Source organism: Christiangramia oceanisediminis (assembly GCF_022570735.2).
GTDB classification, from domain to species: Bacteria; Bacteroidota; Bacteroidia; order Flavobacteriales; family Flavobacteriaceae; genus Christiangramia; species Christiangramia oceanisediminis.
Map to the genome: position 1 here is coordinate 424,409 of NZ_JANCNS010000003.1, position 25,755 is coordinate 450,163.

Below are 25,755 nucleotides of genomic sequence, written 5' to 3' on the forward strand. Positions count from 1 at the left end.
AGATTTATTATTGAAAAAGCCCTTAAACAGTGAATATTTCATAGAATTTTATTTAATAGTATCTTCAGCCAAAATGATAATTATGCTCAATTTTCCATGGCACCTTTATTTAATGGCACTTATGTATATCGTTGCAGGTGTTTTTCATTTTCTGAAGCCAAAAATGTATATGAGAATCATGCCTCGTTATCTTCCCAGCCACAAGCTATTGGTTTATTTAAGCGGCCTGGCCGAAATTGTGCTTGGAATTGCTCTTTGTTTCCCTGAAACCAAAGACCTGGCGATCTACGGAATCATCCTGATGCTGCTGGTATTCCTGCTGGTTCATTTTTATATGCTGAGTTCTGAAAAAGCAGGTGCCGGAGTGCCGAAATGGATTCTTGTAGCGAGGATCCCGTTGCAGTTTTTACTGATATGGTGGGCGTGGTTCTATTTAAATTTATAAGTTTTTGGAAAACACAGACATCTCTTTAAAGGACGCTTCACTAAGCTACTACTCCGCATTCATTCCTGAAGTCGAAGCAGATACACTTTTGCATAGGCTTCTCCATGAAACTGAATGGAGCCAGGATACCATCAAACTATTTGGAAAAGAGGTATTACAGCCCAGGCTCACCGCTTTTTTCGGGGAAAGCGGCCTGGATTACACCTATTCCGGATTAACCATGAAACCAAAACCATTTCCAGGATTTATAATTAAGCTGAAGCAAGAATGCGAGAAAATCGCCAGAACCGATTTTAACGTATGCCTGGTGAATTTATACCGGGACGGCAAAGATAGCATGGGTTGGCACGCCGATGATGAAAAAGAACTGGGACCAAACCCCGTGATCGCCTCGGTTAGCCTGGGTGCTGAACGTTTCTTTAAACTGAAACATAAAAAAGATCTCACGGCGGGATATAAAATAAGGCTGCAACATGGCAGCCTTTTGATCATGAGCGGAACCACCCAGGAATTCTGGAAACACAGCCTGCCAAAGACAGCTAAAACCGTAAACCCCAGAATAAACCTGACCTTCAGGAAGATTGTCTAGGAATAGATATCGTTTAGGATCTTTGCAAGCCTAAGACCTCCTTTTTGAAGCTGGTTAAGAACCGTTGGCATATGCTCGTACATATAGGAATACCCAAGTTTATCACCATTATCCACTCCGGCATATAATTCTTCGGCCATTTTCCTGGATTCGTATACCCAGTCCAGCAGTTTTCCTGATTGTACCGATTTTTTTTCTGCCTTGGAAAGATCTTTAGTGTTGATGGCAAGTTCGGTATAACTCATCTGGTAAAAGTTGATCATTTCACTATCCCATACGCGGTGGATATTAGACCCGTCGTTAAACCACCTCACCTGTATATCATTTCCACCTTTATCTGAGGCGTGACCTACATGAAATGGCTGGTGAAGATCACCAACAAAATGAACCAGCATTTTCAGGTGAAACTGTTTTTCAGCCCTGGTTGCATTTTTATCTTTCAAAACCTCTACACACTTCCTGATAGCCTGTACCAGGTCCCCATCTTCACTGGCCTCTTCATCAATATACTCCTTTGAATCGGGATGTATGTTCACATAATGCCAGGGCCCGTATTTGCGGTAATCCGGATCACTTTTAATATCATCGGCATAATTGGCCACAAAGGCAAGGCTTCTTCCCTCAAGAATATCCTCTATGGCCTCCTGGGCTTTTTTGTTCAAATTGTTTTCGGCTATTTCGGCGGTAGCACGGTGACCTGTTTTTCCCCAGTCGGCATCTGCAGCCTGGATTATTCCAAGGTTAAAAATCAGGATAACGCTAAATAAAAATGTTCTCATTCTTGATAATTTTTGGCAAATATAACCAAGTCGATAAAATTTAATGTTAAGGCTGCATCAATTTCATTTTTAATTTAATACATTTATAATATCATTTTAATATCATAACAATTTCAATCATGACACAGGAAAAAACTATTGAGGGTTCGAATGGCTATGTAATGCTGGCCGTTTTCTTTCTTCTTCTCATCGGCTCGATTGTAGGCTTTGTGAACACGGGTAACCCGCTCTGGGGGATTACCTTATTTATTGCGATTTTTATTCTTCCCAGCCTGATCCTTGTAAACCCCAACGAATCAAGGGTTCTACTACTCTTTGGTGATTATAAAGGAACCGTAAAGAAAAACGGACTTTTTTGGGTGAATCCATTCTACACCAAAAAGAAGATTTCCCTGAGGGCCCGCAACTTCGACAGTGAACGTTTGAAGGTAAATGACAAATTAGGAAACCCGGTAATGATCAGCACTATCCTGGTATGGAGGGTTCACAATACTTTTAAGGCTTCGTTCGATGTTGACAATTTTGAAAATTTTGTAGTGGTTCAAACTGATGCTGCTGTACGTAAGCTTGCCAGTCTCTATCCTTATGATAATTTTGCAGACGAGGGGCTAGATGAAGACATTACACTTCGATCGAGCATGAACGAGGTGAGCAACGCACTGGAAAAAGAATTGGAGGAACGTCTTGAAATAGCCGGGATCGAGGTTCTGGAGGCTCGTATTGGTTACCTGGCCTACGCGAATGAAATTGCCAGCGCCATGCTAAAGAGGCAACAGGCAACGGCTATTGTAGCGGCAAGGCATAAAATTGTGGAGGGAGCAGTGAGCATGGTTGAAATGGCTCTTGAGGAATTGAGCAGAAAAGAACTGGTAGACCTGGACCCTGAAAGAAGAGCAGCGATGGTTAGCAACCTGATGGTTGTACTTTGTGGTGACAGAGATGCCACCCCGGTTGTAAATACCGGTACACTTAACCATTAAATATATGAGGGTTTTTCAGGAAGAACAGGCTTTTCGACAATGGTGGCTTTTCCTTATTTTGGGAAGTGGCCTACTGGTAACCAGTATTCCGTTTTTGAAATACAATAAAGGATTAGAAATTCAAATCTGGGAATTTTTCGGTTTCTTCCTCATCTCCCTGATCATCATGCTTTTCTGGCAGCTTCGGTTAAGGACGAGGATAGACTCAACAGGCGTTTCGGCAGAATTCGTTCCGCTAAGGTTCTTCAGAAAGCATTTTAAATGGAATGAAATTGATGACTGTTTTGTCAGGCAGTACTTACCCATCCAGGAATTTGGAGGTTGGGGAGTTCGAGGAATTGGAAAAGCCAGGGCCTATAATGTTTCCGGAAACATGGGAATTCAGATCATTACCAAAGACAAACGAAAATTTTTAATAGGCACTAATAAACCTGAAGAAGCCAAACGAATCTTAGAACGCTACAGGAAAAATATAAGGTATTATGAAAAACATAATTTTAAGCATCGTCCTTTTTCTGACTCTCCAAATGGGAATAGGGCAGGCAAATTACATAGAGGAAGATCTAAAGATCGACCAGTTCACTGAAGGTACGCTCACCACCCCTTCCGAAGAAAAAGCAAAGAGCCTCGTTGTTTTCATCCAGGGATCTGGCCCTACAGACAGGGATGGAAACCAGCCTATGATGAACAATGACGGGATGAAGAAATTAGCAAGAGAGTTAGCTGATAAAGGTATTGCCAGCTTTAGGTTCGACAAGCGAATATTCAAGATGACCGAGCTACAGATCAAGGAAAAGGACCTCAGATTTGATGATTTTGTTACCGATGTAAATTCCATCATCGAATATTTCAAGAACGATGACCGCTTTGAAAACCTCGTACTCGCCGGGCATAGTGAAGGTTCACTTATCGGGATGCTGGCCGCAGGTGAAAATGTAGATGCCTTTATCTCGCTGGCAGGCGCTGGCAGGCCTATAGATGATGTGATCGTAGAACAGGTCGCGAATACAAATCCCGCAATGGGCGAAAAAGTTCGTGCAGGTTTTGATGAACTGATGGAAAATGGCCAGACCGAAAACTACCAGAATGTTGAATTTGTGCTTAGACCTTCCGTTCAGCCTTATATGAAAAGCTGGATACAATATGATCCTGCCGAAGAAATATCCAAACTGGAAATTCCCATTCTAATCATCAATGGAACCTTTGATATCCAGGTAGCCGAAAAGGAAGCAGAACTACTAAAGGAAGCTAATCCGGAGGCCGAACTGGTCCTATTAGATAAAATGAACCATATTTTCAGGAAGATCGAATCTCAAGACAGGCTGGTAAATACCAAATCCTATAACGAACCTAACCAGGCTTTACATCCAGAACTGGTTCCGGTTATCACCAAATTCGTAAAAGAACTTGAATAAATCATGTCTAAAAAGAAAGCATTCGCATTAAGAGTCGACGAAGAGATGCTCAAGGCCATTGAGAAATGGGCTTCTGATGAATTCAGGAGCACCAATGGGCAGATCGAATGGATGCTGAGCAAGGCTTTAAAAGAGGCAAAAAGACACCCGAAATCTAAAAATAAGGAAGATTAATGTTTAAGATCATTTTTTCAGATATAGATGGAACCCTGTTAAATCATGACCGGGAACTTTCACCTTTTACTATCGAAACCGTAAAAAAATTAAATGGCACTGTTCCGTTTATCCTCATTTCTTCAAGGATGCCTGCCGCGATGAGACATCTACAGGCAAAAATGGATATCGAGGACCAGCCGCTTATAAGCTATAACGGTGGTCTTATCCTGGTAGATGATAAGCCGGTGAGCTCTACAGAGATTCCCTTAAATATTCTCGATAATCTGGCAAATTTCAACAGGGAATTAGAAGTTCATTTAAGCCTTTATCATAATGACGAGTGGTATGTCCCAAAACATGATTTTTGGGCGAGCAGGGAGATCAGTAACACCAAGGTTCAACCTGAAATTCAGCCAAATAAACAGGTTATCGATAAATGGCAGAAGGAAGAAAAAGGTGCCCATAAGATCATGGCTATGGGAGAAGAATTCAAGATAGACGAGATCGTAAGTTTTCTTAGCGAAAATCATCCCAACGAGCTTCACCTCTACCGGTCAAAACCAACTTATCTGGAAATAGCTCCACGGTCCATCTCGAAACTCACCGCAGTGGAACATTTGCTCAATAATCATTTTAACATACCGCTCTCACAAAGCCTGGCCTTTGGTGATAATTACAATGATTTAGAAATGCTTAAAGGAGTAGGCATGGGGGTGGCAGTTGGTAATGCAAAACCTGAAGTAATGGAAGTCGCTCACATGGTAACCCATTCGGGGAAAGAAGATGGAGTAGCCAGAAGTATTGTTGAAATCCTGAAGATATAACAATCTGAGACTGGCTGGAAAGATTTAATAAAAATTGTATTTTGCCGGCCAATCTAGTCAGATCTTATGGAAAACACTCCCTATTTCACCAACGACGCGATCGTCTTTGGTTTGTTGATGCTAGCCCTTGGCTTTGTTTTTTATACCTCCTCTAAAAAAGAAGGTTTCTGGAAGAAATTCTATTCGGTAGTTCCTGCACTATTGATGTGTTATATGATTCCTGCCGTTTTCAACTCTCTTGGCTGGATAGATGATGAAACTTCACAATTATATTTTGTAGCCAGCCGCTATTTATTACCCGCTGCCCTGGTGCTGATGACTCTTAGCATAGACCTGAAAGCAATTTTTAACCTGGGGCCAAAAGCCCTTATTATGTTCTTTGCTGGAACCATAGGCATTGTACTGGGTGGTCCTATCGCCATTTTGATCATGTCTGTGATCTCACCTGAAACCCTTGGCGGTGTAGGACCAGATGCCATTTGGCGTGGACTTTCCACGATCGCTGGTAGCTGGATTGGTGGAGGTGCTAACCAGGCGGCCATGCTGGAGATCTATGAATACAACCCGGAATTATACGGCGGAATGGTGCTTGTAGATATTGTTGTCGCTAACATATGGATGGCCGTAATCCTGATGGGAATAGGCAAAAACGAAAGTATAGACAGCTGGCTCAGGGCCGATAATTCTGCGATTGAAAAACTAAAGGTGAAAGTTAGCAGTTATGCCGAAAGCGTAACTCGTATTCCAACACTACCGGATTTTATGATCATGCTTGCCCTTGCGTTTGGTGCTGTTGGAATTGCTCACTGGGGAGCAGATGGAATGTCTGAATATCTTTTAGCCAATTTTGAGGTTTTCAGTGATTCAAAAAGTGCCTTATCATCTTTTTCCTCACAATTCTTCTGGATGATTACCATTGCAACCGCTATTGGGATCACACTTTCCTTTACGAGGTTCAAAACATACGAAGGTGCGGGAGCCAGTAAAATAGGAAGTATCTTTATTTACATCCTGGTTGCAACCATCGGGATGAAAATGGACCTGGGCAAGATCTTTGAGAATCCTGGTCTACTGGGGATAGGTCTTATATGGATTCTCATCCATGTGATCGTATTGCTGGTCACTGCTAAACTTATCAAGGCTCCATATTTCTTTTTGGCGGTAGGAAGCCAGGCGAATGTAGGTGGAGCAGCTTCTGCTCCTGTAGTAGCTGCAGCCTTTCACCCTTCTTTGGCAACAGTTGGCGTGCTCCTTGCAGTATTTGGATATGTAGTGGGAACCTACGGCGCCATCCTGTGTACAATTTTGATGCAAATCGCCGCCGGGAGTTAGCATTAACCGGAAAAATATAAGATATTTGCGCTCCAAAAAATCTGTGTATATAAAATGAAAAAACTAGCTGTTCTTTTAGTGATTTTGATCGGGTTTACTGCCTGTTCAGAAAAAGAAAGCAATCTTGTGGTAAGTGGAGAGATCAAGGGATTAAAAAAAGGAACCTTATACCTCCAGAAGGTGGAAGATACGATGCTTATCAATGTAGATTCCATGGAAGTAGATGGAGACCCCGTCTTTAGCCTGGAAACCTATCTTGAGAGTCCGCAAATGATGTATCTTTATTTGGATAAGGTAGACAATAGTAAATTTGATGATCGAATCGATTTTTTCGCAGATAAAGGACAGATCACTATAAACACAAGCCTCGAAAAATTCGAAACCAACGCAAAAATTACGGGTTCTGCCAACCAGGAAAAATTAGCAGAATACCGCAAAATGATGAGCCGTTTTAACGATCAGAACCTCGATTTGATAAAGGAAAGTTTTGAAGCCGAAAAGGAAGAGAACGAGGAAAAACTGATAGAGATCGATAAGAAATACAATAGCCTCCTAAGAAGAAAATATCTTTTCACGGTTAATTACGCCATCAATAATAAGGACCTGGAAATAGCTCCTTACCTGGCGCTTTCTGAAGTTTTCGATGCCAACATTAAGTACCTGGATACCATTTATACTTCCCTTTCTCCGAATGTAAAAAAGTCTAAATACGGAAAACAATTGAAAGACTATTTAAAGGAGCGAAGAAAAGAGGAAAAGCTGGAAGAGAAAATACAGGAGGAAGCAGAAGAAGAGACTAATTCGTAATTCAATTTCTTCAAAAATTTAAAGGAGCCTTTGGGCTCTTTTTTTTTGGCTTGACCTGAACACAACTCGGTATTTTACATGGGCCCGGAAATTTAAGTGATCCCCCGAAGATCCTGGCAAGAATTGACACCTAACTGTCAGAATAATCAATAAATTGATCAATCGCGGTTCTCCCTTCGACTGCGCTCAGGACAGGCCCTGCCTACCTGGCGGTAATGGCAGGCAGGTTCTCGTCCCAGGTGATACGAACAAAAAAAGCCCCTTCTTTCGAAGAGGCTTTTTATTGAGAGCCGATGGAGGGACTCCCTTCGACTACGCTCAGGATAAACTTCTCGTCCCAGGTGATATGAACAAAAAAGCCCCTTCTTTCGAAGAGGCTTTTATTGAGAGCCGATGGAGGGACTCGAACCCACGACCTGCTGATTACAAATCAGCTGCTCTAGCCAGCTGAGCTACATCGGCAACTTACTAGAGAGCATTCAGCTTCTGAACCAGGTCTCTGGCTTTCGCCTCAAGTTCAACCTGAATTTCATTGAAATGCTTCTTTTTATTCTCTACATCACGCTTGTTGATCTTAGTGATGATCTCGTCGTAATTTTCAATAGCTTCATCCACGATAGCTTCCGATTTTGCCGGATCTTCTTTTGGATTAGCCATTTGATGGATATATGCGGCATCTATAATATCGCCAAACACATAATTCACATCCTTCTTCAATAATCTTTTACTCGCCATCTTAAATAAATTTCGGCTGCGAATTTAAACTATTTTTCGATATGAAATTGTTTTTAAATGAAATTATTGATTTCTTTTAAGCACTGCGAGTGCCTCGGGAATATGCTTTCCTGCACTCATACTATTAAATTTATGAATGAGTTCTGCTTTATCATTGAAGATAAAAGTCTCCCTTCCCGGTAATAAACCCAAAAGACTGGGCTTAACATTAAACGCATTTCTTGCCTTTTTATCCCTATCACTCAATATGGGATAAGGCAGGTTATATCTTTTGCTAAAATTAGAGTGTGAATCTTCAGAGTCTGAACTGATACCTATTACTTCAGCTCCCAGGTCCCTGAATTCTTCATAACTATCCCTGAAACTGCAGGCCTCCTTGGTACAACCCGGAGTAAAATCTTTCGGATAGAAAAACACGACCAGGCTGTTTCCTTCAGCCTTTCTTCTAAGGTCTACTTCACGCCCGTCCTGGTCCTTCAATGTTAAAGTTGGTATTTTATCTCCCAGTTTCATCTATTCACCTTTATAACTAACAAAATTTCGCGGCGTTTCATAAAGCGTAACTTCCAGGTCGTGAGAAGACTTGATTTTGGAACGAAGTTTATTCCAGATCACCACCGCTATATTTTCGGCAGTTGGATTAAGGTCTTTGAATTCTTCAACCTCCAAATTCAGGTTTTTATGATCAAAGGCTTCTTCCACCTCTTCATAAATCAAATCCTTCAAAATTTTAAGGTCCATCACAAAACCGGTCTCAGGATCTGGCTGGCCGGTCACAGATACGATCAGTTCATAATTATGCCCGTGATAATTGGGATTGCTGCATTTGCCAAATACCTCCAGGTTTTTTTCATCGGTCCATTCCTTGCGAAAAAGCCGGTGGGCAGCATTGAAATGAGCTTTTCTGTGTACGGTGATCCTCATTACTGAATATGTGAATAATATTTATCGAAAATGATCTTAAACCATTCGGTATAGATTTGTGGATTTTTCTTCATGTCGGCCTTTAATTCCTCCATATCTACCCATTTCCATGCTGCTACTTCATCAGGATTTAAATTGGGTTCTCCTTCAAAATTTCCAACCAAAATGTGATCATATTCATGTTCGGTCAGGCCATTGTCGAAAGGAGCCTTATATATAAATGAAATAGTATCTTTTAGATCTGTAGTAAACCCCATTTCTTCCATGAGCCTTCGTTTACCCGCTTCAATATTAGATTCTCCTTCGCGCTGATGACTGCAACAGGTATTGGTCCATAGGCCAGGGCTATGATACTTGGATAAGGCCCTTTGCTGAATCATCAGTTCGTTCCTGTCATTAAAAACGAATACTGAAAATGCCCTGTGAAGCAATGCCTTTTCGTGAGCTTCGATCTTTTCCATCAAACCTATCTGCTCATCCTTTTCGTTTACCAGTATTACTTTTTCTTGCGCCATTTTTTTGTTTGAAAGCCAAATGTACAAAATCGGACTACTTTTTCACAACCAGCCTGATTAAGCAATTCCTAAAGTTTTAGATTTCCTGTATAAACCTCACAGTTAATGGAAAGTATGAATTCTGATCTTCGGTTTTTCTCATGTTCAGCTTCCGGGCAGGGAACGCCGTTCCTGCAATCATTGGTCAATTCGGTCTCTCCATAACCCCTTCCGGAGATCCGATAGGCACTCACACCGCTTTTGACTAGGTAATCCTGTGTGACCTCTACCCGTTTCCTGGAAAGATCCAGGTTATAGGCATCATCTGCACGGCTATCGGTATGGGACCTGATATCGATAAGCAATTCGGGATATTCTTCCATATAGGCCACGATCTCATCCAGTTGAGCGGCTGCCTTTGGTTTAATTTCTGCCTTATCGAGATCGAATAGAATGGGATCCTGGGTTAACATTTTGGCCAGGTCATCACCAATACGCGCAGCAAAAATCTTTCCGCCATCCTTGCTCTCGAACTGTATGATGTTCTCTTTTCTTTTTACCTCGGTTGCGTAAAAACTCCAGTTAAAAAAGGCCCTTATGGCTGCGATATTGGAAGGAGCTTCTCCGGAAAAATCATGGGAAGCCTGGTACATCACCAATCCATTCTTTGGATCATCAAAACCATGCCCATAGATCAGGACACAGCCCGGCCCATTGGAAACATCAGGAATGTCGGGGGCCGATTGATCGATAATGATCTGCCGGGCTCCTGCGCGCCATTCATTTGCCTTTTTAGGATAATAGATCCGTTCAGAACCATTGATAAGGGCCATGTCGCTTTTACCCAGATATTGAGACACGGGGTCTGAGGCTAATTGATGCGTATATGGCGGCGTGGCAAACCTGTGATCGTAATAAGGAACTAAACCAGTAGTCCTCGCTCCTGCTGCACCAGCCGAAAGAAAATTGAGTTGTATCAATTGTGATTTACCATTGAAATCTACCCGACCGTAAAGGTTCTCAAGCTGACTCCCCGCATGACATCCGGCCCATATGGCACCTTTATATTCCCGGTTCCAGAAATAAAGGTTTTTATGAGTTTCAAAGGTAGGCTCGGCATGTGGCATAATAAAAAGATCATCACAAACTCCCAATTCAGATGGTTCTTTCCAATTATTGATATTAGACCCGCCATGGGCCGAATCTGGAATACCAGCCAGTTTGAAATATGCCAGTGCAATTGCCCCATTTTGTTTATCTAAGGTCCATTTTGGTGCCACCGATAATTCAGTGAAAAGAGGGAGCATTTGATCTTCCTGTAGTTTCTGCCCTACGACCCCTTTTTCCTCCCACTTTTGAATCTCCTTTTCCACTTCGGGACTCATATAAGAAACAGGGATCACAAATGAACCAGCACGAAAGTCCTCTTCCCCTAACCTAAAGTCAACTCCATCTTTTTTCTTATCGGGCCTGATGATCCATTTGATCTCTACCGGATGATTTTTCAAGAGTTCATAGATAAGTCCATAAGGTTTAAGCGCATTCTCTGGTGTTTGTGGAATAACGCCCATATTTATTGCGTAGGAACCTTTGGAGATCATCTCGTTCTTCTGGGAAAATAGATCACCCAAAGAGCAAATTATGAAAAAGCCCGTTAGTAAAAGTTTCAGGTTTTGTAGGGGAAAAACCATTGTCAGGATATAAGCACTATTAAATATCCCACAATTAATCGAAAAAGCCTAGTAATTAAGTCGAAATCAAATACCGATACGATCAAAATGCGGTTAAATTCCAAAAGGAAATTCCTTAAAATAATAGTATTTTTGCGCTCCAATTCGATCAGCTATGAAGCAGCATCTTAAAGAGATCAACAAAAGAAGAACATTTGGAATCGTATCGCATCCAGATGCAGGTAAAACCACACTAACAGAAAAACTGCTCCTTTTTGGAGGAGCGATCCAGGAAGCTGGCGCCGTAAAATCGAATAAGATTAAGAAAGGTGCTACCAGTGACTTTATGGAGATCGAACGTCAAAGAGGAATTTCCGTAGCAACTTCGGTCCTGGCCTTTGAATACAAGGATATCAAGATCAACATCCTGGATACCCCTGGACATAAGGATTTTGCTGAAGATACCTTTCGAACGCTTACCGCCGTAGATAGCGTGATCGTTGTAATAGATGTTGCCAAAGGGGTTGAGGAACAAACGGAAAAACTTGTTGAAGTTTGCCGGATGCGAAATATCCCAATGATCGTTTTTATCAACAAGCTGGATAGGGAAGGAAAAGACGCCTTTGAACTTCTGGACGAGATCGAACAAAAACTGAATCTTACCGTAACTCCGCTAAGCTTCCCAATTGGGATGGGTTACGACTTCAAGGGGATCTATAACATCTGGGAGAAGAATGTAAATCTCTTCACCGGTGATCCACGACGTGATATTGAAGAAACCGTTGAAATTAGCGATCTGGAATCAAAGGAACTCGACGAGCTTATTGGCAGCAAACATGCCAATGACCTTAGAGAAGAACTGGAACTGGCCCAGGGTGTTTATCCAGAATTTGACAGGGATGCTTACCTGGAAGGTAGATTGCAACCGGTCTTTTTCGGGTCGGCTCTTAATAACTTCGGGGTAAGGGAACTATTAGATTGTTTTATCAGTATCGCTCCTCCACCGCGACCAAAGGAAAGCGACGTAAGACTGGTAAAACCTGAAGAAAAAGATTTTACCGGTTTTGTATTCAAGATACACGCGAACATGGACCCGAAGCATCGCGACCGACTGGCTTTTGTCAAGATCGTTTCAGGAAAATTCGAAAGGAATACCAATTACCTGCACGTAAGACATAATAAAAAACTGAAATTCTCCTCTCCAAACGCATTTTTTGCCGAGAAAAAGGAAATAGTAGATGTTTCTTATCCGGGTGACATAGTAGGTTTGCATGACACCGGTAATTTTAAGATCGGAGACACCCTCACCGAGGGAGAAAATTTGATGTACAAAGGGATTCCAAGCTTTTCACCAGAACACTTCCGTTATATCAATAATGCCGATCCTATGAAATCCAAGCAACTGGAAAAAGGGATAGACCAGTTGATGGACGAGGGGGTAGCCCAGCTTTTCACCCTGGAGATGAACGGCAGGAAGATCATAGGAACGGTGGGAGCACTTCAGTTTGAGGTAATACAATACCGATTAGAGCACGAATATGGTGCTAAATGTACCTATGAGAACCTGAATGTGCACAAAGCGACCTGGGTTGAGCCGGAAGATCCTAAGAATGAAGAATTCCAGGATTTCAAAAGGGTTAAATCGAAGTTCCTGGCCAAAGACAAATCGGGACAATTGGTTTTCCTTGCTGATTCTCAGTTTTCGCTTCAGATGACCCAGCAGAAATATCCAACGATCAAATTCCATTTTACATCAGAATTCTAAAGATTCATTGAAAATAGGGATTTATTAAACTTGTATTGAAACAAGTTCAGGATGATGAAATTTCAAAAGACATTTTAATTCAATAGATACACCCACAAAATTTACTATTTTCGGGACAAAGTTTTTCTATGGCCCAGATCGATCAATTCATTGCCGAGTTCGCCTCGGCCGTGTGGGGATTCCCTCTTGTTTTACTTCTAATTGGTGGAGGAATCTACCTTCTCATCTATTCCAGGTTTCTTCCTTTTAGATATTTAGGACATTCAATAGAGGTGCTTCGGGGTAAGTATAACAACCCTGATGATCCGGGTGATATTAATCATTTCCAGGCTCTTTCCACTGCTCTTTCCTCTACGGTTGGTATGGGTAATATCGCTGGAGTGGCTGTAGCTATAGCCCTTGGTGGCCCCGGTGCAATTTTCTGGCTTTGGGTGAGCGCGGTCGTGGGAATGGCTACAAAATTCTTTACCAATACGCTGGCTGTGATGTACCGCGGCAGGGATACCGAAGGTAAGATTCAGGGAGGGGTCATGTATTTTATCGTGGAGGGCCTTGGCCGAAAATGGAAACCGCTCGCGGCATTTTTTGCTATTGCCGGGCTGGTGGGTGCTTTGCCTGTTTTCAATGTAAACCAGCTTACCCAGGCGATCAATTATATCTTACTGGAGCCTAATGACATCCAAACAGGTTTTACAAGTAACCTGATCATCGGAATTGCCCTGACATTAATTACGACTATTGTAATCATTGGCGGCCTGGACCGAATAAGTAAAACGGTTTCCAAATTGGTTCCAGCGATGGTAGCACTGTACTTCTTTTCAGTGCTGGTCATCCTTTTTGTGAATTATGACGTGGTCTTTCAATATTTCGGAATGATATTCACCGATGCTTTTGCGGCCAATAATTATAAAGGAGATCCGCTTTTGGGAGGGGTTCTGGGCGGACTGATCCTCCTGGGAATAAGACGTGGAGCTTTCTCAAATGAAGCTGGTATAGGAACCGCAACAATGGCACATGGAGCCAGCAAGACATCGGAGCCTGTTCGGGAAGGTTTGATAGCTATGCTCGGCCCCGCAATAGACACCCTGGTAGTGTGTACACTTACTGCTATGGCGATTTTGGTGACCGGGGTATGGCAGAGTACAGATGTGAATGGAGTAAGCCTTACAGCCGCAGCATTTGATCAGGCTATTCCATATGTGGGTAATTATTTACTCTTACTCTGTATCCTGGCATTTAGCATTTCTTCCCTGTTTTCCTATTCTTATTACGGAACCAAATGCCTTTCGTTCCTGATCGGTGCTGAAAATAAACGCTATTACAACTGGGTCTACATCCTTAGCATTATTGTAGGTGCCACAACCTCGTTGAGTTTCATCCTTAACCTTATTGACGGTTTCTTTGCGTTAATGGCGATCCCTACCATGATCTCCACATTAATCATGGCTCCAAGGGTCATGAAGGCTGCGAAAATCTATTTCAAAAAATACGGTCTGGCTAAATAGATTTAAAGTAGGAGTTGATCGCAGCGGTCAGTTCAAGAATATCATCGGTGGAGTGTTGAGCGTTCAGAACTATTTTGCTTACAAGTGGAGAACTTGGTGCAGGATACCTGAAATTAGTAGTTATGATCTTCCTGTCTAAAAGATAATCGGTTAGCTTTTCGTTATCATAACCGAATACCGGGTGACCTGCTATTTTGACCAATTCGAAATCTTGCGTGCAATTCTCTATAAAGATCTCAATATTATGTAGAAGCCTAGCTTTTTTAACTTTGATAAGCGCTTCTGCTTCCATAAGTGTTTTTAATGCTGCTGGAGAGGGAGGGCTGCCACCGGCAAAGAACTCCATTTCGTTGAGTTGTTCGATCCTGCTTTTGCGTCCAAGGATCGCTCCGCTTGGAGTAGCCAGGGCCTTACCTAAAGACCCACAAACAATTAATTCCTTTGCATTTAACTCTCTTAACATCGAATAGCTGCCGTATCCATCTTCGCCTATCAAACCAAAACCATGGGAGTCATCTGCTACAAGAATTACATTTTCAAGAGGCAGCTTCTGAAGGGATTCGAAATGGGGAAAATTAATTCCTGAAAAATCAATGGTATCCAGGAACAAGACGACTTTTTGCTCATTAGTTGAATTTAAATGGTCAACCAGCGAGCTGCTGAGATCCTCATAATTCTGAAAAAGCCTGCTCTTTTCATGAATAATGGCAGGATGTGTATGTGGCGCACAGAACATTTGGTAATCCTGTTCGCTAAAATGTCGCTTTAACATCTGCCCCGCCATATAACCAGAAGATACGCAAAGGCAGGATTCGGCACCGGCTTTTTGGGCCAGGTAATCTTCAAATTCTTCAAATACACACAACCTGATATTAGATTTCCTGGATGCGCCCCAGTTGGTGCCCAATATTCGAATATTTTGAATTAAAAGGTCCTGGAATTCGCTATCAGATTGCAGTCCCAGATAGGAAGTTCCTCCAAAATACAGAAACTCCTCCTCCGCTGTCACAAGCCTTGAATTTGGTGATCTTTTTAAGTAATGATTCATTATAGCAGTTTCACACCTGAACCATTCTTTTGAGGAAATATCACTGTAGCATCTGGCAAAATTTGTACGCCTTCGGCAATATCGCCCTTTAAAAGCATGGCTCCATCCATATCTACATAATCAAGCTGTGGCAACAACTGGGCTATCGCGGAGATACCAACCGTAGATTCGGTCATACAACCTACCATTACTTTTAGACCCAATTCCTTAGCCTTTTTGATCACTCTTAAGGCCGGAGTAAGCCCACCACACTTGGTTAACTTAATATTGATCCCATCGAAATAGCCGGCACATTTTTCCACATCTTCTTCCACAATACAGCTTTCGTCTGCAATCAAAGGCAGAACAGCCTCCTTTTTCAGGAGTTTCATGCCTTCCCAGTTATCTGCATGCAGAGGTTGTTCTATAAATTCTACACCTAAACGTTTAAGTTCCCTGCAAAGTTCTATCGCCTTTTCTGGTTCCCAGGCACAGTTGGCATCCACTCTGAAAACCGAATTCGTGTGTTTTCTGAGTTCCTGCACGATCTTCAAGTCATCGTTGGTTCCCAGTTTAATTTTGTAAATAGGCCAGGCTTGCTCCTTCATCTTTTCTACCATCTTTTCAACCGAATCAAGACCAATAGTGAAGTTAGTAATCGGATATTTTTCAGATGAAGTTCCCCAAATTTCATATAATGGCTTGCCTTTCAGTTTTCCGAAGAGGTCATGAGCAGCCAGATCCAGCGCACAAATACTGAAATTTGACAAACCCTTTTCCTTCAGAAAAAGATGAAATTCCGAAGGATCCTGCAAATCAAAATTTTCAATATCCGTTCTAATCGCTTCAATCTCGGCCTTCATACTTTCGAAGGTGACCTTGTAGTAAGGATTCGATGTTGATTCACCAAAACCTGTATGGCCTTCCAGGCTCAAACATGCGATGAGCGTATCCTGGGTATCGTGAGATTCTCTTGAAATAGTGAAGGTGTGCTTTAATTCCAGCACGTATTTTTTTAATTCTAGTTTCATCGCAGGTTTAAGGAATTAGAAGTCACCTAAAATAAAACATCCCGATAAAATCGGGATGAAATTTTATTATTATTTGTTTAAGATAGTTCTAAGCCTGTCCTGTAGGGCCGAAATTCAAAGGCATTGGCGCCTTATCATAATCCCTGATCTCTCCGTGGGCCTGCTCGAATTTATGGATGTTATCGCCTAGAGCTTTCAACAAACGTTTGGCATGTTGCGGAGTTAGAATGATCCTTGATTTCACCTTGCTTTTAGGTCTCCCCGGCATGATATTCACAAAATCTACCACGAATTCTGATACGGAGTGATTGATAATTGCAAGATTGGAATAGGTTCCTTCTGCTACCGACTCATCCAGTTCTATATTGATCTTTCCGGCTTTATTTTTTTTCTCTTCGCTCATATTTCAAATTTTATCCAATTTAATATTATTATTTCAGAACTATTATTTTTTCAGCTTGTAATACACAAAATCAGAAACTACCGGTTCAAGACCCTGCTTTCTTAATTCAGTGGCGATCTGTCCGCGATGATAGGTAGAGTGATTTACAATGTGAAAAAGAATGTCTTTTACCGAATTCTGGTAGCTCTCCCCTTTTGAGTTGCTGAAACTAACTACTCGATCCAGTTCCTCACGTTCCAGAATACCTAAGGTTTCCTCATAATTTTCATTTTCGGCAGATTCCAATTGGTCTTTTTCAAAATTCTTCCATACCTGGACGCTATCTTTCTTACCGTTGATGCGGTCGTTCCAGATCTTCTGTGCGTTTAAGGTATGCGATAACAAGGAAACAGCTCGTTCCGGAACCATAAAATGAAGATCCCCATCGTTGAATTTCTTAATGATCTCCAGGTTATAGAAATGGGAATATTCCAGCAATTCTTTAAAGTAATCCTTCATATCTCAAATATCGTTATAAATAAAAAAAGGCCCTGCTTGAGCAAGGCCTTTTTTCCATTTTTATTATCAGGAATTAGTTATAATTAACTTCCTGCTTTCTCTCGAGCATTTCGTCGAATTCTTCTTTAGAACCAACAATAATGCTATCGTATTTTCTCATACCTGTACCTGCAGGAATTCTGTGTCCTACAATTACATTTTCCTTCAATCCTTCAAGCTCATCGATCTTACCGCTTACCGCAGCCTCGTTCAATACCTTGGTAGTTTCCTGGAAGGAAGCAGCCGAGATAAATGACTTGGTCTGTAGTGAAGCTCTGGTAATTCCCTGAAGTACCGGATTAGCAGTTGCCGTGATCACGTCTCTAGCAGTAGCAAGGTTCTTATCTTCTCTTCTAAGAATAGAGTTCTCATCTCTAAGTTCTCTTGGAGTGATGATCTGACCTGGTTTCAATCTATCAGAGTCCCCTGCATCCTCGATCACCTTCATGCCGAACAACTTATTGTTCTCCTCGATGAAGTCATCTTTATGGACAAGCTGGTTCTCCAGGAAGATAGTATCACCTGGATCAACGATCCTAACTTTACGCATCATCTGTCTAACAACAACCTCGAAGTGCTTGTCATTGATCTTCACACCCTGTAAACGGTATACTTCCTGAACTTCGTTCACAAGATACTGCTGTACAGCATTTGGCCCTTTGATATTAAGGATATCCTCTGGAGTGATAGAACCATCAGAAAGTGGCATACCAGCTCTCACGTAGTCATTCTCCTGAACAAGGATCTGGTTAGAAAGCTTAACAAGATACTTCTTAACCTCTCCTAGTTTTGACTCAACAATGATCTCACGGTTACCTCTTTTGATCTTACCAAAAGAAACAACACCATCGATCTCAGATACAACAGCCGGGTTAGATGGGTTACGTGCTTCGAAAAGCTCGGTTACCCTTGGAAGACCACCTGTAATATCCCCTGCTTTAGAAGATTTACGTGGGATCTTAACCAGAATCTTACCAACTCCGATCTTCTCTTCGTTGTCTACCATCAGGTGAGCTCCAACCGGAAGGTTATAAGAACGAATTACTTCGTCTTTCTTACCTAGGATATGAAGCGTTGGGATCAATTTCTTGTTACGAGATTCAGAAATTACTTTTTCCTGGAATCCTGTCTGCTCATCGATCTCAACCTGATAAGTAACACCCTGTTCAACGTTTTCGTACTTGATCTTACCGGCGAATTCAGAAATGATCACACCGTTATATGGATCCCAGGTACAAATCACGTCTCCCTTACTTACCGTAGCACCATCATTAATATTGATCTGTGCACCGTAAGGAATATTGTTATTACTTAGTACAACACCTGTTTTCTTATCCTTGATCTTAAGTTCAGCAGTACGAGAGATCACGATGTCTGCAGTTCCACCATCAGGGGCTTCACCTTTAACAACTTTAAGATCTTCGATCTCTGCAATACCGTCGAATTTAGCTTCAAGTTTATTTTCTTCTGAAATGTTACCTGCAATACCTCCCACGTGGAACGTACGTAGTGTAAGCTGTGTACCAGGCTCACCAATAGACTGAGCTGCTACAACACCAACAGCCTCACCTGTTTGAACGATCTTGTTCGTTGCCAGGTTACGACCATAACACTTGATACAGATACCTTTCTTAGCCTCACATGTTAATGGAGAACGAACTTCAACGCTTTCGATAGGAGCTTCGTCGATCATTGCCACGATCTCTTCGGTGATCTCTTCATTAGCACCAACGATCAATTCGTCAGTTGAAGGGTTCACAACATCATTAAGGGAAATACGTCCAAGGATTCTTTCACCTAATGATTCCACGATCTCTTCATTCTTCTTAAGTGGTCTAACTTCTACACCTCTTAATGTTCCACAGTCATCTTCATTTACGATCACATCCTGGGAAACATCTACCAGACGACGGGTTAGATAACCAGCATCGGCCGTTTTAAGTGCGGTATCGGCAAGACCTTTACGAGCACCGTGAGTAGAGATAAAGTATTCAAGAATCGAAAGACCTTCCTTAAAGTTAGAAAGAATCGGGTTTTCGATAATTTCACCTCCACCAGAGTTAGATTTCTTCGGCTTGGCCATCAAACCACGCATACCGGTAAGCTGACGAATCTGTTCTTTCGAACCACGCGCCCCGGAATCAAGCATCATATATACCGAGTTGAATCCTTGCTTATCCTCGCGAATTCGCTTCATAGCCAATTCGGTTAGACCCGCGTTAGTTGAAGTCCAGATATCAATTACCTGGTTATAACGTTCGTTATTGGTAATAAGACCCATGTTATAGTTACCAATGATACCTTCAACCTGCTCGTTAGCTTCATCGATCATGGCTTGCTTCTCTTCAGGGATGATAATATCACCTAAGCTGAAAGAAAGACCACCACGGAATGCGAATCCGTAACCTAGTTGCTTGATCTCGTCAAGGAACTCAGAAGTTTCAGGTACACTTGTAATTTTCAGGATCTTACCAATGATCTCACGAAGGGATTTTTTGGTTAGTACCTCATTGATATATCCTGCTTTTTCAGGCACTGCTTCGTTGAACAGCACTCTACCAACAGTTGTATCGATGATCTGGTAAACCAGTTCTCCTTTATCGTTGAAATCTTTAGTTCTGATCTTGATTCCTGCATTCAGGTCTACTCGCTTCTGGTTGTAAGCAATTACAAGCTCTTCCGCAGAATAGAAAGTTAAACCTTCTCCTTTTACCGGCTCTTCATCAGTAGATTTCTTGTGCTTGGTCATGTAGTAAAGACCAAGTACCATATCCTGAGAAGGTACTGTAATTGGAGAACCGTTTGCAGGGTTCAGAATGTTATGAGAAGCTAGCATTAATAGCTGAGCTTCCAAAATAGCTTCTGGCCCAAGTGGTAAGTGAACCGCCATCTGGTCACCATCAAAATCGGCGTTGAATGCAGTACACGCAAGTGGGTGAAGCTGAATTGCTTTTCCTTCAATAAGTTTAGGCTGGAATGCCTGGATACCCAGACGGTGAAGCGTAGGAGCACGGTTCAATAATACCGGATGTCCCTTAAGAACGTTTTCCAGTATATCCCAAACTACAGGTTCTTTTTTATCGATAATCTTCTTGGCAGATTTCACTGTTTTTACGATACCTCTTTCGATCAGTTTTCTGATGATAAAAGGCTTGTAAAGTTCAGCTGCCATGTTCTTTGGAAGACCACATTCGAACATCTTCAATTCTGGTCCTACAACGATCACCGAACGTGCAGAATAATCAACACGCTTACCAAGCAGGTTCTGACGGAAACGTCCCTGCTTCCCTTTCAATGAATCTGAAAGTGATTTAAGCGGACGGTTAGAGTCAGTTTTTACTGCTGATGATTTTCTTGTATTATCGAATAATGAATCTACAGATTCCTGAAGCATACGTTTTTCGTTACGTAAGATCACTTCAGGAGCTTTGATCTCCATTAATCTCTTCAAACGGTTGTTGCGAATAATTACACGACGGTAAAGATCGTTCAAATCTGAAGTCGCGAAACGACCACCATCGAGAGGCACAAGAGGTCTAAGTTCCGGTGGAATTACCGGTACCACCTTCATGATCATCCATTCAGGATTGTTCTCCCTGTTATTGTTCGCATCACGGAAAGCTTCCACCACCTGAAGACGCTTAAGCGCTTCGGTCTTACGTTGTTTGGAAGTTTCGTTATTCGCTTTATGTCTTAATTCATAAGAAAGCTCATCAAGATCGATTCTTTTAAGGATCTCGATAAGACATTCAGCACCCATTTTCGCGATAAACTTATTTGGGTCACTGTCTTCCAGATATAGATTCTCCTGAGGAAGTTCATCTAAAATATTCAGATATTCTTCTTCCGTAAGGAAATCCATTTTCTTTAGTGGTTTTCCATCTTCATCCTTCGCGATACCTGGCTGGATCACTACATATCTTTCGTAGTAAATGATCATGTCCAGTTTCTTGGAAGGAAGCCCTAACAAATAACCAATTTTGTTAGGCAAAGAGCGGAAATACCAGATATGAGCTACAGGTACAACAAGGTTGATATGACCAACGCGATCTCTACGCACCTTCTTCTCGGTAACCTCTACTCCACATCTATCGCAAACGATCCCTTTGTATCGGATTCTCTTGTATTTACCACAGGCACATTCGTAATCCTTAACAGGACCAAAAATACGCTCGCAGAACAATCCGTCACGCTCTGGTTTGTGCGTACGGTAGTTGATCGTTTCCGGCTTTAGGACTTCACCACGAGATTCCGCGAGGATAGACTCGGGAGAAGCTAAACCTATAGAGATCTGGTTGAACCTCTGTACTGTATTTTTATCATTATTTCTAGCCATACTAATAGTATTCAGTATTGAGTATTCAGTAAACAGTCACTGCGAACTGCTTACTGAATACTGCAAACTATTTTTTTATTCTTCTAATTTAATATCCAATCCTAGACCTTTCAATTCATGCATCAATACATTGAAAGATTCTGGCAATCCTGGTTCTGGCATTGGTTCACCTTTTACGATAGACTCGTAAGTCTTGGCTCTACCAATAACATCATCAGACTTCACAGTAAGGATCTCTCTAAGCGTGCTGGATGCACCATAAGCTTCAAGAGCCCAAACCTCCATTTCTCCAAATCTCTGACCACCAAACTGTGCCTTACCACCAAGCGGCTGCTGAGTAATAAGCGAGTAAGGACCGATAGAACGCGCGTGCATCTTATCGTCGATCATATGTCCTAGTTTCAACATGTAGATCACACCTACTGTTGCACGCTGGTCAAATCTTTCACCGGTTCCACCATCATAAAGATGCGTGTGACCAAATCTTGGGATTCCGGCCTCATCGGTAAGCTCGTTGATCTCATCGATAGTTGCACCATCGAAAATTGGAGTCGCGTATTTCTTACCAAGTTTTTGACCAGCCCATCCAAGAACAGTTTCATAGATCTGACCAATGTTCATACGTGATGGTACCCCAAGCGGGTTCAACACGATATCAACAGGTGTTCCATCTTCAAGGAATGGCATATCTTCCTGACGAACGATCCTGGCAACAATACCTTTGTTACCGTGACGTCCTGCCATCTTATCACCAACCTTCAGTTTACGTTTCTTAGCGATGTAAACCTTAGCCAGTTTAAGAATTCCTGATGGAAGCTCATCTCCAACAGAAATGGTGAATTTCTCTCTCCTCAGGTTACCCTGAAGATCGTTTTCTTTGATCTTGTAATTATGGATAAGATCTGCTACCAGCTCATTTAGGTGATCATCTGTAGTCCAGGTACCACTTGTTAAGTGAGTATAATCGTCTACAGCATTCAACATTTTCAAGGTGTACTTCTTACCTTTTGGAAGAACTTCTTCTCCAAGGTCGTTAGAAACTCCCTGAGCTGTCTTACCACCAATGATAGCGAATAGTTTCTCTACCAGCTGAGATTTCAGAAGCGCGAATTTCGCATCATACTTCTTCTCAAGTGCTGCAACATCTTCTTTATCCTGTGCTCTCTTACGCTTGTCTTTGATCGCTCTTGCGAACAATTTCTTATCGATCACAACACCGCTTAATGACGGAGAAGCTTTCAAAGAAGCATCCTTAACATCTCCGGCTTTGTCACCAAAGATCGCGCGAAGCAGTTTCTCTTCAGGAGTAGGATCACTTTCTCCTTTAGGAGTGATCTTACCAATAAGGATATCACCAGGCTTCACTTCAGCACCAACTCGAATCATTCCGTGCTCATCAAGGTCTTTAGTAGCCTCTTCAGAAACGTTTGGAATATCATTGGTCAATTCTTCATTACCTAGCTTGGTATCTCTTACCTCCAGAGAGTATTCGTCAATATGGATAGAGGTGAAAATATCATCTCTCACCACTTTTTCTGATATCACGATCGCATCCTCAAAGTTGTAACCTTTCCAAGGCATGAAGGCAACCTTCATGTTTCTACCAAGGGCAAGCTCACCGGCTTCGGTGGCATAACCCTGGCAAAGAACCTGACCTTTGGTTACCCTGTCACCTACTCTTACGATAGGTTTCAGGTTGATACAGGTACCCTGGTTAGTCTTACGGAATTTGATAAGGTCGTAAGTTTTTGAATCATCATCAAAACTTACCATTCTTTCCTCATCGGTACGATCGTATTTGATTACGATCTTGTTCGCGTCTACATATTCTACTTCTCCCTCTCCTTCAGCATTGATCAATACACGAGAATCTGTAGCTACCTGTCTTTCAAGACCTGTTCCAACGATAGGAGAATCAGCTCTTAGAAGTGGTACTGCCTGACGCATCATGTTTGATCCCATCAGTGCACGGTTCGCATCATCATGCTCCAGGAATGGAATCAATGAAGCCGAAATAGAAGAGATCTGGTTAGGAGCAACATCGGTATAATGAACCTCTTTTGGGTCAACTACCGGGAAGTCACCTTCCATACGCGCAATTACACGGTCGCTCTCAATAGTACCATCATCCTTTAAAGGAATGTTGGCCTGAGCGATTTTCTTACCTTCTTCTTCTTCCGCGCTAAGGTATATAGGCTCTTCTGAAATATTGATCTTACCATCAGAAACAGTACGATATGGCGTTTCAATGAATCCCATTCCGTTCACTTTAGCATAAACCGAAAGTGAAGAAATAAGACCAATGTTCGGACCTTCAGGTGTTTCAATAGGACATAATCTTCCATAGTGCGTATAGTGAACGTCACGTACCTCGAATCCTGCTCTTTCTCTGGAAAGACCACCTGGCCCTAATGCTGAAAGTCTACGCTTGTGCGTGATCTCTGCAAGTGGGTTGGTCTGGTCCATGAACTGAGATAACTGGTTGGTACCAAAGAACGAGTTGATAACAGAAGAAAGTGTCTTCGCGTTAATCAAGTCGATAGGAGTAAATACCTCGTTATCCCTAACGTTCATTCTCTCACGAATGGTTCTTGCCATACGTGCAAGTCCAACACCAAACTGCTGAGACAACTGCTCACCTACAGTTCTAACACGACGGTTAGAAAGGTGATCAATATCATCGATCTCAGCCTTCGAGTTGATAAGTTCGATCAAGTATTTAACAATGGTAATGATGTCCAGCTTGGTAAGCACCTGCTTATCCATCTCCACATCAAGACCAAGTTTTTTGTTCATTCTGTATCGCCCTACTTCACCAAGGCTGTAACGCTGATCTGAGAAGAAAAGCTTGTCGATAATTCCACGAGCAGTTTCCTCATCTGGCGGTTCAGCATTACGAAGCTGACGATAGATATGTTCTACCGCTTCTTTTTCAGAGTTGGTAGGATCTTTTTGAAGCGTATTGTGAATGATCGCATAGTCACCGGTTTGATTATCCTCTTTGTGTAGAAGGATAGTTTTTGTTCCGGTTTCAAGGATCTCTTCGATATGCTCTTTTTCGAGCTCTGTATCACGATCCAATACGATCTCGTTACGTTCGATTGAAACAACCTCTCCAGTATCTTCATCTACGAAATCCTCATACCAGGTGTTCAATACACGGGCAGCTAGTTTGCGCCCAAGAACTTTTTTAAGTCCAGATTTGGAAACCTTCACTTCTTCAGCAAGGTCGAAGATCTCCAGAATATCCTTATCACGCTCATATCCAATGGCACGGAATAGCGTGGTAACAGGTAATTTTTTCTTACGATCGATATAAGCGTACATTACACTGTTGATATCGGTCGCAAATTCAATCCATGATCCCTTGAAAGGAATTACACGGGCTGAGTATAATTTGGTTCCATTAGCATGGAAAGACTGTCCAAAGAAAACCCCCGGTGAACGGTGTAGCTGAGATACTACAACTCGCTCGGCACCGTTGATGCAGAAAGTTCCACTAGGTGTCATATAAGGGATTGTTCCCAAGTATACGTCCTGTACGATGGTTTCAAAATCTTCGTGTTCAGGGTCGGTACAGTATAACTTAAGTCTAGCCTTAAGCGGTACACTGTAGGTCAATCCGCGTTCGATACACTCCTGGATGGAATATCTTGGCGGGTCCACAAAATAATCTAAGAATTCTAGTACAAATTGATTACGGGTGTCCGTAATGGGGAAGTTTTCTAGGAAGGTGTTGTAAAGACCTTCATTTCCCCGCTCTTCTGATTTTGTCTCTAATTGAAAGAAGTCCTGAAAAGACTTAATCTGCAGATCCAGAAAGTCCGGATAAGCAGGCTTATTCTTAACAGAAGAGAAACTCAATCTTTCAGTTTGCTTTGCTAACATCAATGGACGGGATTAAATTTTATATATAAAAAACTGCGTTTTCTAGAACTTAGGCTCTATATACGCAAAAGGGTTTAGACCTTCAGGAGCGTATCCTGAGGCCTAAACCTAAA

The 25,755-nt window shown here is 42.0% G+C and carries 23 protein-coding genes and 1 tRNA gene; 11 read left to right on the plus strand and 13 right to left on the minus strand.

All coding sequences use genetic code 11. From position 1 onward, the window contains the following. The first annotated feature begins 82 nt into the window (after positions 1 to 82). Positions 83 to 445, plus strand: a complete 363-nt coding sequence (locus MKO06_RS14635) for a DoxX family protein (protein ID WP_241552821.1) — start codon at positions 83 to 85, stop codon at positions 443 to 445. A gap of 4 nt (positions 446 to 449) precedes the next feature. Beyond that, entirely contained in the window at positions 450 to 1,034 is a 585-nt protein-coding gene (locus MKO06_RS14640; protein ID WP_241552822.1) for an alpha-ketoglutarate-dependent dioxygenase AlkB family protein, read from the plus strand. Here the strand turns inward: MKO06_RS14640 and MKO06_RS14645 are convergent. Then, positions 1,031 to 1,813, minus strand: a complete 783-nt coding sequence (locus MKO06_RS14645; RefSeq protein WP_241552823.1) for a S1/P1 nuclease — start codon at positions 1,811 to 1,813, stop codon at positions 1,031 to 1,033. The genes MKO06_RS14640 and MKO06_RS14645 overlap by 4 nt on opposite strands. A gap of 119 nt (positions 1,814 to 1,932) precedes the next feature. On the opposite strand from MKO06_RS14645, the gene MKO06_RS14650 reads away from it, so the two are divergent. From MKO06_RS14650 to MKO06_RS14680, 7 genes are all read left to right on the plus strand, one after another. Further along, positions 1,933 to 2,793: an SPFH domain-containing protein gene (locus MKO06_RS14650; protein ID WP_241552824.1), complete on the plus strand. Its 861-nt coding sequence runs from the start codon at positions 1,933 to 1,935 to the stop codon at positions 2,791 to 2,793. 4 nt (positions 2,794 to 2,797) lie between these two features. Continuing rightward, positions 2,798 to 3,379, plus strand: a complete 582-nt coding sequence (locus MKO06_RS14655) for a hypothetical protein (protein ID WP_241552825.1) — start codon at positions 2,798 to 2,800, stop codon at positions 3,377 to 3,379. Further along, the gene (locus tag MKO06_RS14660) at positions 3,276 to 4,208 is read left to right on the plus strand and encodes an alpha/beta hydrolase family protein (RefSeq protein ID WP_241552826.1); all 933 of its coding nucleotides are present in this window, start codon (positions 3,276 to 3,278) and stop codon (positions 4,206 to 4,208) included. Before MKO06_RS14655 ends, MKO06_RS14660 begins: the two co-directional genes overlap by 104 nt. A gap of 3 nt (positions 4,209 to 4,211) precedes the next feature. Then, positions 4,212 to 4,382 carry a type II toxin-antitoxin system antitoxin gene (locus MKO06_RS14665; protein ID WP_241552827.1) on the plus strand — a complete coding sequence of 57 codons (171 nt, stop codon included), beginning with the start codon at positions 4,212 to 4,214 and terminating at the stop codon, positions 4,380 to 4,382. After that, positions 4,382 to 5,188, plus strand: a complete 807-nt coding sequence (locus tag MKO06_RS14670; RefSeq protein ID WP_241552828.1) for an HAD family hydrolase — start codon at positions 4,382 to 4,384, stop codon at positions 5,186 to 5,188. The genes MKO06_RS14665 and MKO06_RS14670 overlap by 1 nt, the downstream gene beginning before the upstream one ends. 66 nt (positions 5,189 to 5,254) lie before the next feature. Further along, positions 5,255 to 6,520: a DUF819 family protein gene (locus MKO06_RS14675; RefSeq protein ID WP_241552829.1), complete on the plus strand. Its 1,266-nt coding sequence runs from the start codon at positions 5,255 to 5,257 to the stop codon at positions 6,518 to 6,520. Positions 6,521 to 6,574: 54 nt separating this feature from the next. Beyond that, positions 6,575 to 7,327, plus strand: coding sequence for a DUF4369 domain-containing protein (locus MKO06_RS14680; protein WP_241552830.1), 753 nt, complete (start codon positions 6,575 to 6,577; stop codon positions 7,325 to 7,327). Positions 7,328 to 7,715: 388 nt separating this feature from the next. Here MKO06_RS14680 and MKO06_RS14685 read toward each other — a convergent pair. The 6 genes from MKO06_RS14685 to MKO06_RS14710 all read right to left on the minus strand — a co-directional run bounded on the left by MKO06_RS14685 (position 7,716) and on the right by MKO06_RS14710 (position 11,111). After that, positions 7,716 to 7,789: transfer RNA gene (locus MKO06_RS14685), tRNA-Thr, on the minus strand. Between the two features lie 6 nt (positions 7,790 to 7,795). Continuing rightward, on the minus strand, positions 7,796 to 8,062 hold the full coding sequence (locus MKO06_RS14690) for a hypothetical protein (protein ID WP_241552831.1): 267 nt from the start codon (positions 8,060 to 8,062) through the stop codon (positions 7,796 to 7,798). 63 nt (positions 8,063 to 8,125) lie between these two features. After that, entirely contained in the window at positions 8,126 to 8,575 is a 450-nt protein-coding gene (locus MKO06_RS14695; protein ID WP_241552832.1) for a peroxiredoxin, read from the minus strand. After that, entirely contained in the window at positions 8,576 to 8,986 is a 411-nt protein-coding gene (locus MKO06_RS14700; protein WP_241552833.1) for a 6-pyruvoyl trahydropterin synthase family protein, read from the minus strand. After that, positions 8,986 to 9,501, minus strand: a complete 516-nt coding sequence (gene idi / locus MKO06_RS14705; protein ID WP_241552834.1) for an isopentenyl-diphosphate Delta-isomerase — start codon at positions 9,499 to 9,501, stop codon at positions 8,986 to 8,988. Before idi ends, MKO06_RS14700 begins: the two co-directional genes overlap by 1 nt. 68 nt (positions 9,502 to 9,569) lie before the next feature. Then, positions 9,570 to 11,111 (minus strand): OmpA family protein, encoded by a 1,542-nt coding sequence (locus tag MKO06_RS14710; protein ID WP_241552835.1) that lies wholly within the window; start codon positions 11,109 to 11,111, stop codon positions 9,570 to 9,572. Between the two features lie 214 nt (positions 11,112 to 11,325). Here MKO06_RS14710 and MKO06_RS14715 point away from each other — a divergent pair, with 214 nt between their 5' ends. Both MKO06_RS14715 and MKO06_RS14720 read left to right on the plus strand, forming a co-directional pair. Further along, positions 11,326 to 12,915, plus strand: a complete 1,590-nt coding sequence (locus tag MKO06_RS14715) for a peptide chain release factor 3 (protein ID WP_241552836.1) — start codon at positions 11,326 to 11,328, stop codon at positions 12,913 to 12,915. A gap of 128 nt (positions 12,916 to 13,043) precedes the next feature. Next, positions 13,044 to 14,420, plus strand: coding sequence for an alanine/glycine:cation symporter family protein (locus MKO06_RS14720; protein WP_241552837.1), 1,377 nt, complete (start codon positions 13,044 to 13,046; stop codon positions 14,418 to 14,420). On the opposite strand, the gene MKO06_RS14725 is transcribed toward MKO06_RS14720, so the two are convergent. The 6 genes from MKO06_RS14725 to rpoB form a co-directional block, all read right to left on the minus strand. After that, entirely contained in the window at positions 14,413 to 15,468 is a 1,056-nt protein-coding gene (locus MKO06_RS14725; protein ID WP_241552838.1) for an aminotransferase class I/II-fold pyridoxal phosphate-dependent enzyme, read from the minus strand. The two genes, MKO06_RS14720 and MKO06_RS14725, sit on opposite strands and share 8 nt — an antisense overlap. After that, on the minus strand, positions 15,468 to 16,478 hold the full coding sequence (locus MKO06_RS14730) for a dipeptide epimerase (protein ID WP_241552839.1): 1,011 nt from the start codon (positions 16,476 to 16,478) through the stop codon (positions 15,468 to 15,470). Before MKO06_RS14730 ends, MKO06_RS14725 begins: the two co-directional genes overlap by 1 nt. An 88-nt stretch (positions 16,479 to 16,566) precedes the next feature. Continuing rightward, entirely contained in the window at positions 16,567 to 16,881 is a 315-nt protein-coding gene (locus MKO06_RS14735; RefSeq protein ID WP_156283136.1) for a DUF3467 domain-containing protein, read from the minus strand. Between the two features lie 42 nt (positions 16,882 to 16,923). Beyond that, positions 16,924 to 17,379, minus strand: coding sequence for a DinB family protein (locus MKO06_RS14740; protein ID WP_241552840.1), 456 nt, complete (start codon positions 17,377 to 17,379; stop codon positions 16,924 to 16,926). Between the two features lie 73 nt (positions 17,380 to 17,452). Beyond that, on the minus strand, positions 17,453 to 21,754 hold the full coding sequence (gene rpoC / locus MKO06_RS14745) for a DNA-directed RNA polymerase subunit beta' (RefSeq protein WP_241552841.1): 4,302 nt from the start codon (positions 21,752 to 21,754) through the stop codon (positions 17,453 to 17,455). A gap of 75 nt (positions 21,755 to 21,829) precedes the next feature. Further along, positions 21,830 to 25,642, minus strand: a complete 3,813-nt coding sequence (rpoB, locus tag MKO06_RS14750) for a DNA-directed RNA polymerase subunit beta (RefSeq protein ID WP_241552842.1) — start codon at positions 25,640 to 25,642, stop codon at positions 21,830 to 21,832. Positions 25,643 to 25,755: the final 113 nt, after the last annotated feature.

Coding starts and splice junctions, on each gene's coding strand:
- rpoC (WP_241552841.1), bottom strand. CDS start 21,754: ATGGCTAGAAATAATGATAAAAATACAGTACAGAGGTTCAACCAGATC.
- MKO06_RS14735 (WP_156283136.1), bottom strand. CDS start 16,881: ATGAGCGAAGAGAAAAAAAATAAAGCCGGAAAGATCAATATAGAACTG.
- MKO06_RS14645 (WP_241552823.1), bottom strand. CDS start 1,813: ATGAGAACATTTTTATTTAGCGTTATCCTGATTTTTAACCTTGGAATA.
- MKO06_RS14730 (WP_241552839.1), bottom strand. CDS start 16,478: ATGAAACTAGAATTAAAAAAATACGTGCTGGAATTAAAGCACACCTTC.
- MKO06_RS14660 (WP_241552826.1), top strand. CDS start 3,276: ATGAAAAACATAATTTTAAGCATCGTCCTTTTTCTGACTCTCCAAATG.
- rpoB (WP_241552842.1), bottom strand. CDS start 25,642: ATGTTAGCAAAGCAAACTGAAAGATTGAGTTTCTCTTCTGTTAAGAAT.
- MKO06_RS14720 (WP_241552837.1), top strand. CDS start 13,044: ATGGCCCAGATCGATCAATTCATTGCCGAGTTCGCCTCGGCCGTGTGG.
- MKO06_RS14675 (WP_241552829.1), top strand. CDS start 5,255: ATGGAAAACACTCCCTATTTCACCAACGACGCGATCGTCTTTGGTTTG.
- MKO06_RS14680 (WP_241552830.1), top strand. CDS start 6,575: ATGAAAAAACTAGCTGTTCTTTTAGTGATTTTGATCGGGTTTACTGCC.
- MKO06_RS14665 (WP_241552827.1), top strand. CDS start 4,212: ATGTCTAAAAAGAAAGCATTCGCATTAAGAGTCGACGAAGAGATGCTC.
- MKO06_RS14655 (WP_241552825.1), top strand. CDS start 2,798: ATGAGGGTTTTTCAGGAAGAACAGGCTTTTCGACAATGGTGGCTTTTC.
- MKO06_RS14715 (WP_241552836.1), top strand. CDS start 11,326: ATGAAGCAGCATCTTAAAGAGATCAACAAAAGAAGAACATTTGGAATC.
- MKO06_RS14670 (WP_241552828.1), top strand. CDS start 4,382: ATGTTTAAGATCATTTTTTCAGATATAGATGGAACCCTGTTAAATCAT.
- idi (WP_241552834.1), bottom strand. CDS start 9,501: ATGGCGCAAGAAAAAGTAATACTGGTAAACGAAAAGGATGAGCAGATA.
- MKO06_RS14635 (WP_241552821.1), top strand. CDS start 83: ATGCTCAATTTTCCATGGCACCTTTATTTAATGGCACTTATGTATATC.
- MKO06_RS14740 (WP_241552840.1), bottom strand. CDS start 17,379: ATGAAGGATTACTTTAAAGAATTGCTGGAATATTCCCATTTCTATAAC.
- MKO06_RS14725 (WP_241552838.1), bottom strand. CDS start 15,468: ATGAATCATTACTTAAAAAGATCACCAAATTCAAGGCTTGTGACAGCG.
- MKO06_RS14700 (WP_241552833.1), bottom strand. CDS start 8,986: ATGAGGATCACCGTACACAGAAAAGCTCATTTCAATGCTGCCCACCGG.
- MKO06_RS14690 (WP_241552831.1), bottom strand. CDS start 8,062: ATGGCGAGTAAAAGATTATTGAAGAAGGATGTGAATTATGTGTTTGGC.
- MKO06_RS14650 (WP_241552824.1), top strand. CDS start 1,933: ATGACACAGGAAAAAACTATTGAGGGTTCGAATGGCTATGTAATGCTG.
- MKO06_RS14695 (WP_241552832.1), bottom strand. CDS start 8,575: ATGAAACTGGGAGATAAAATACCAACTTTAACATTGAAGGACCAGGAC.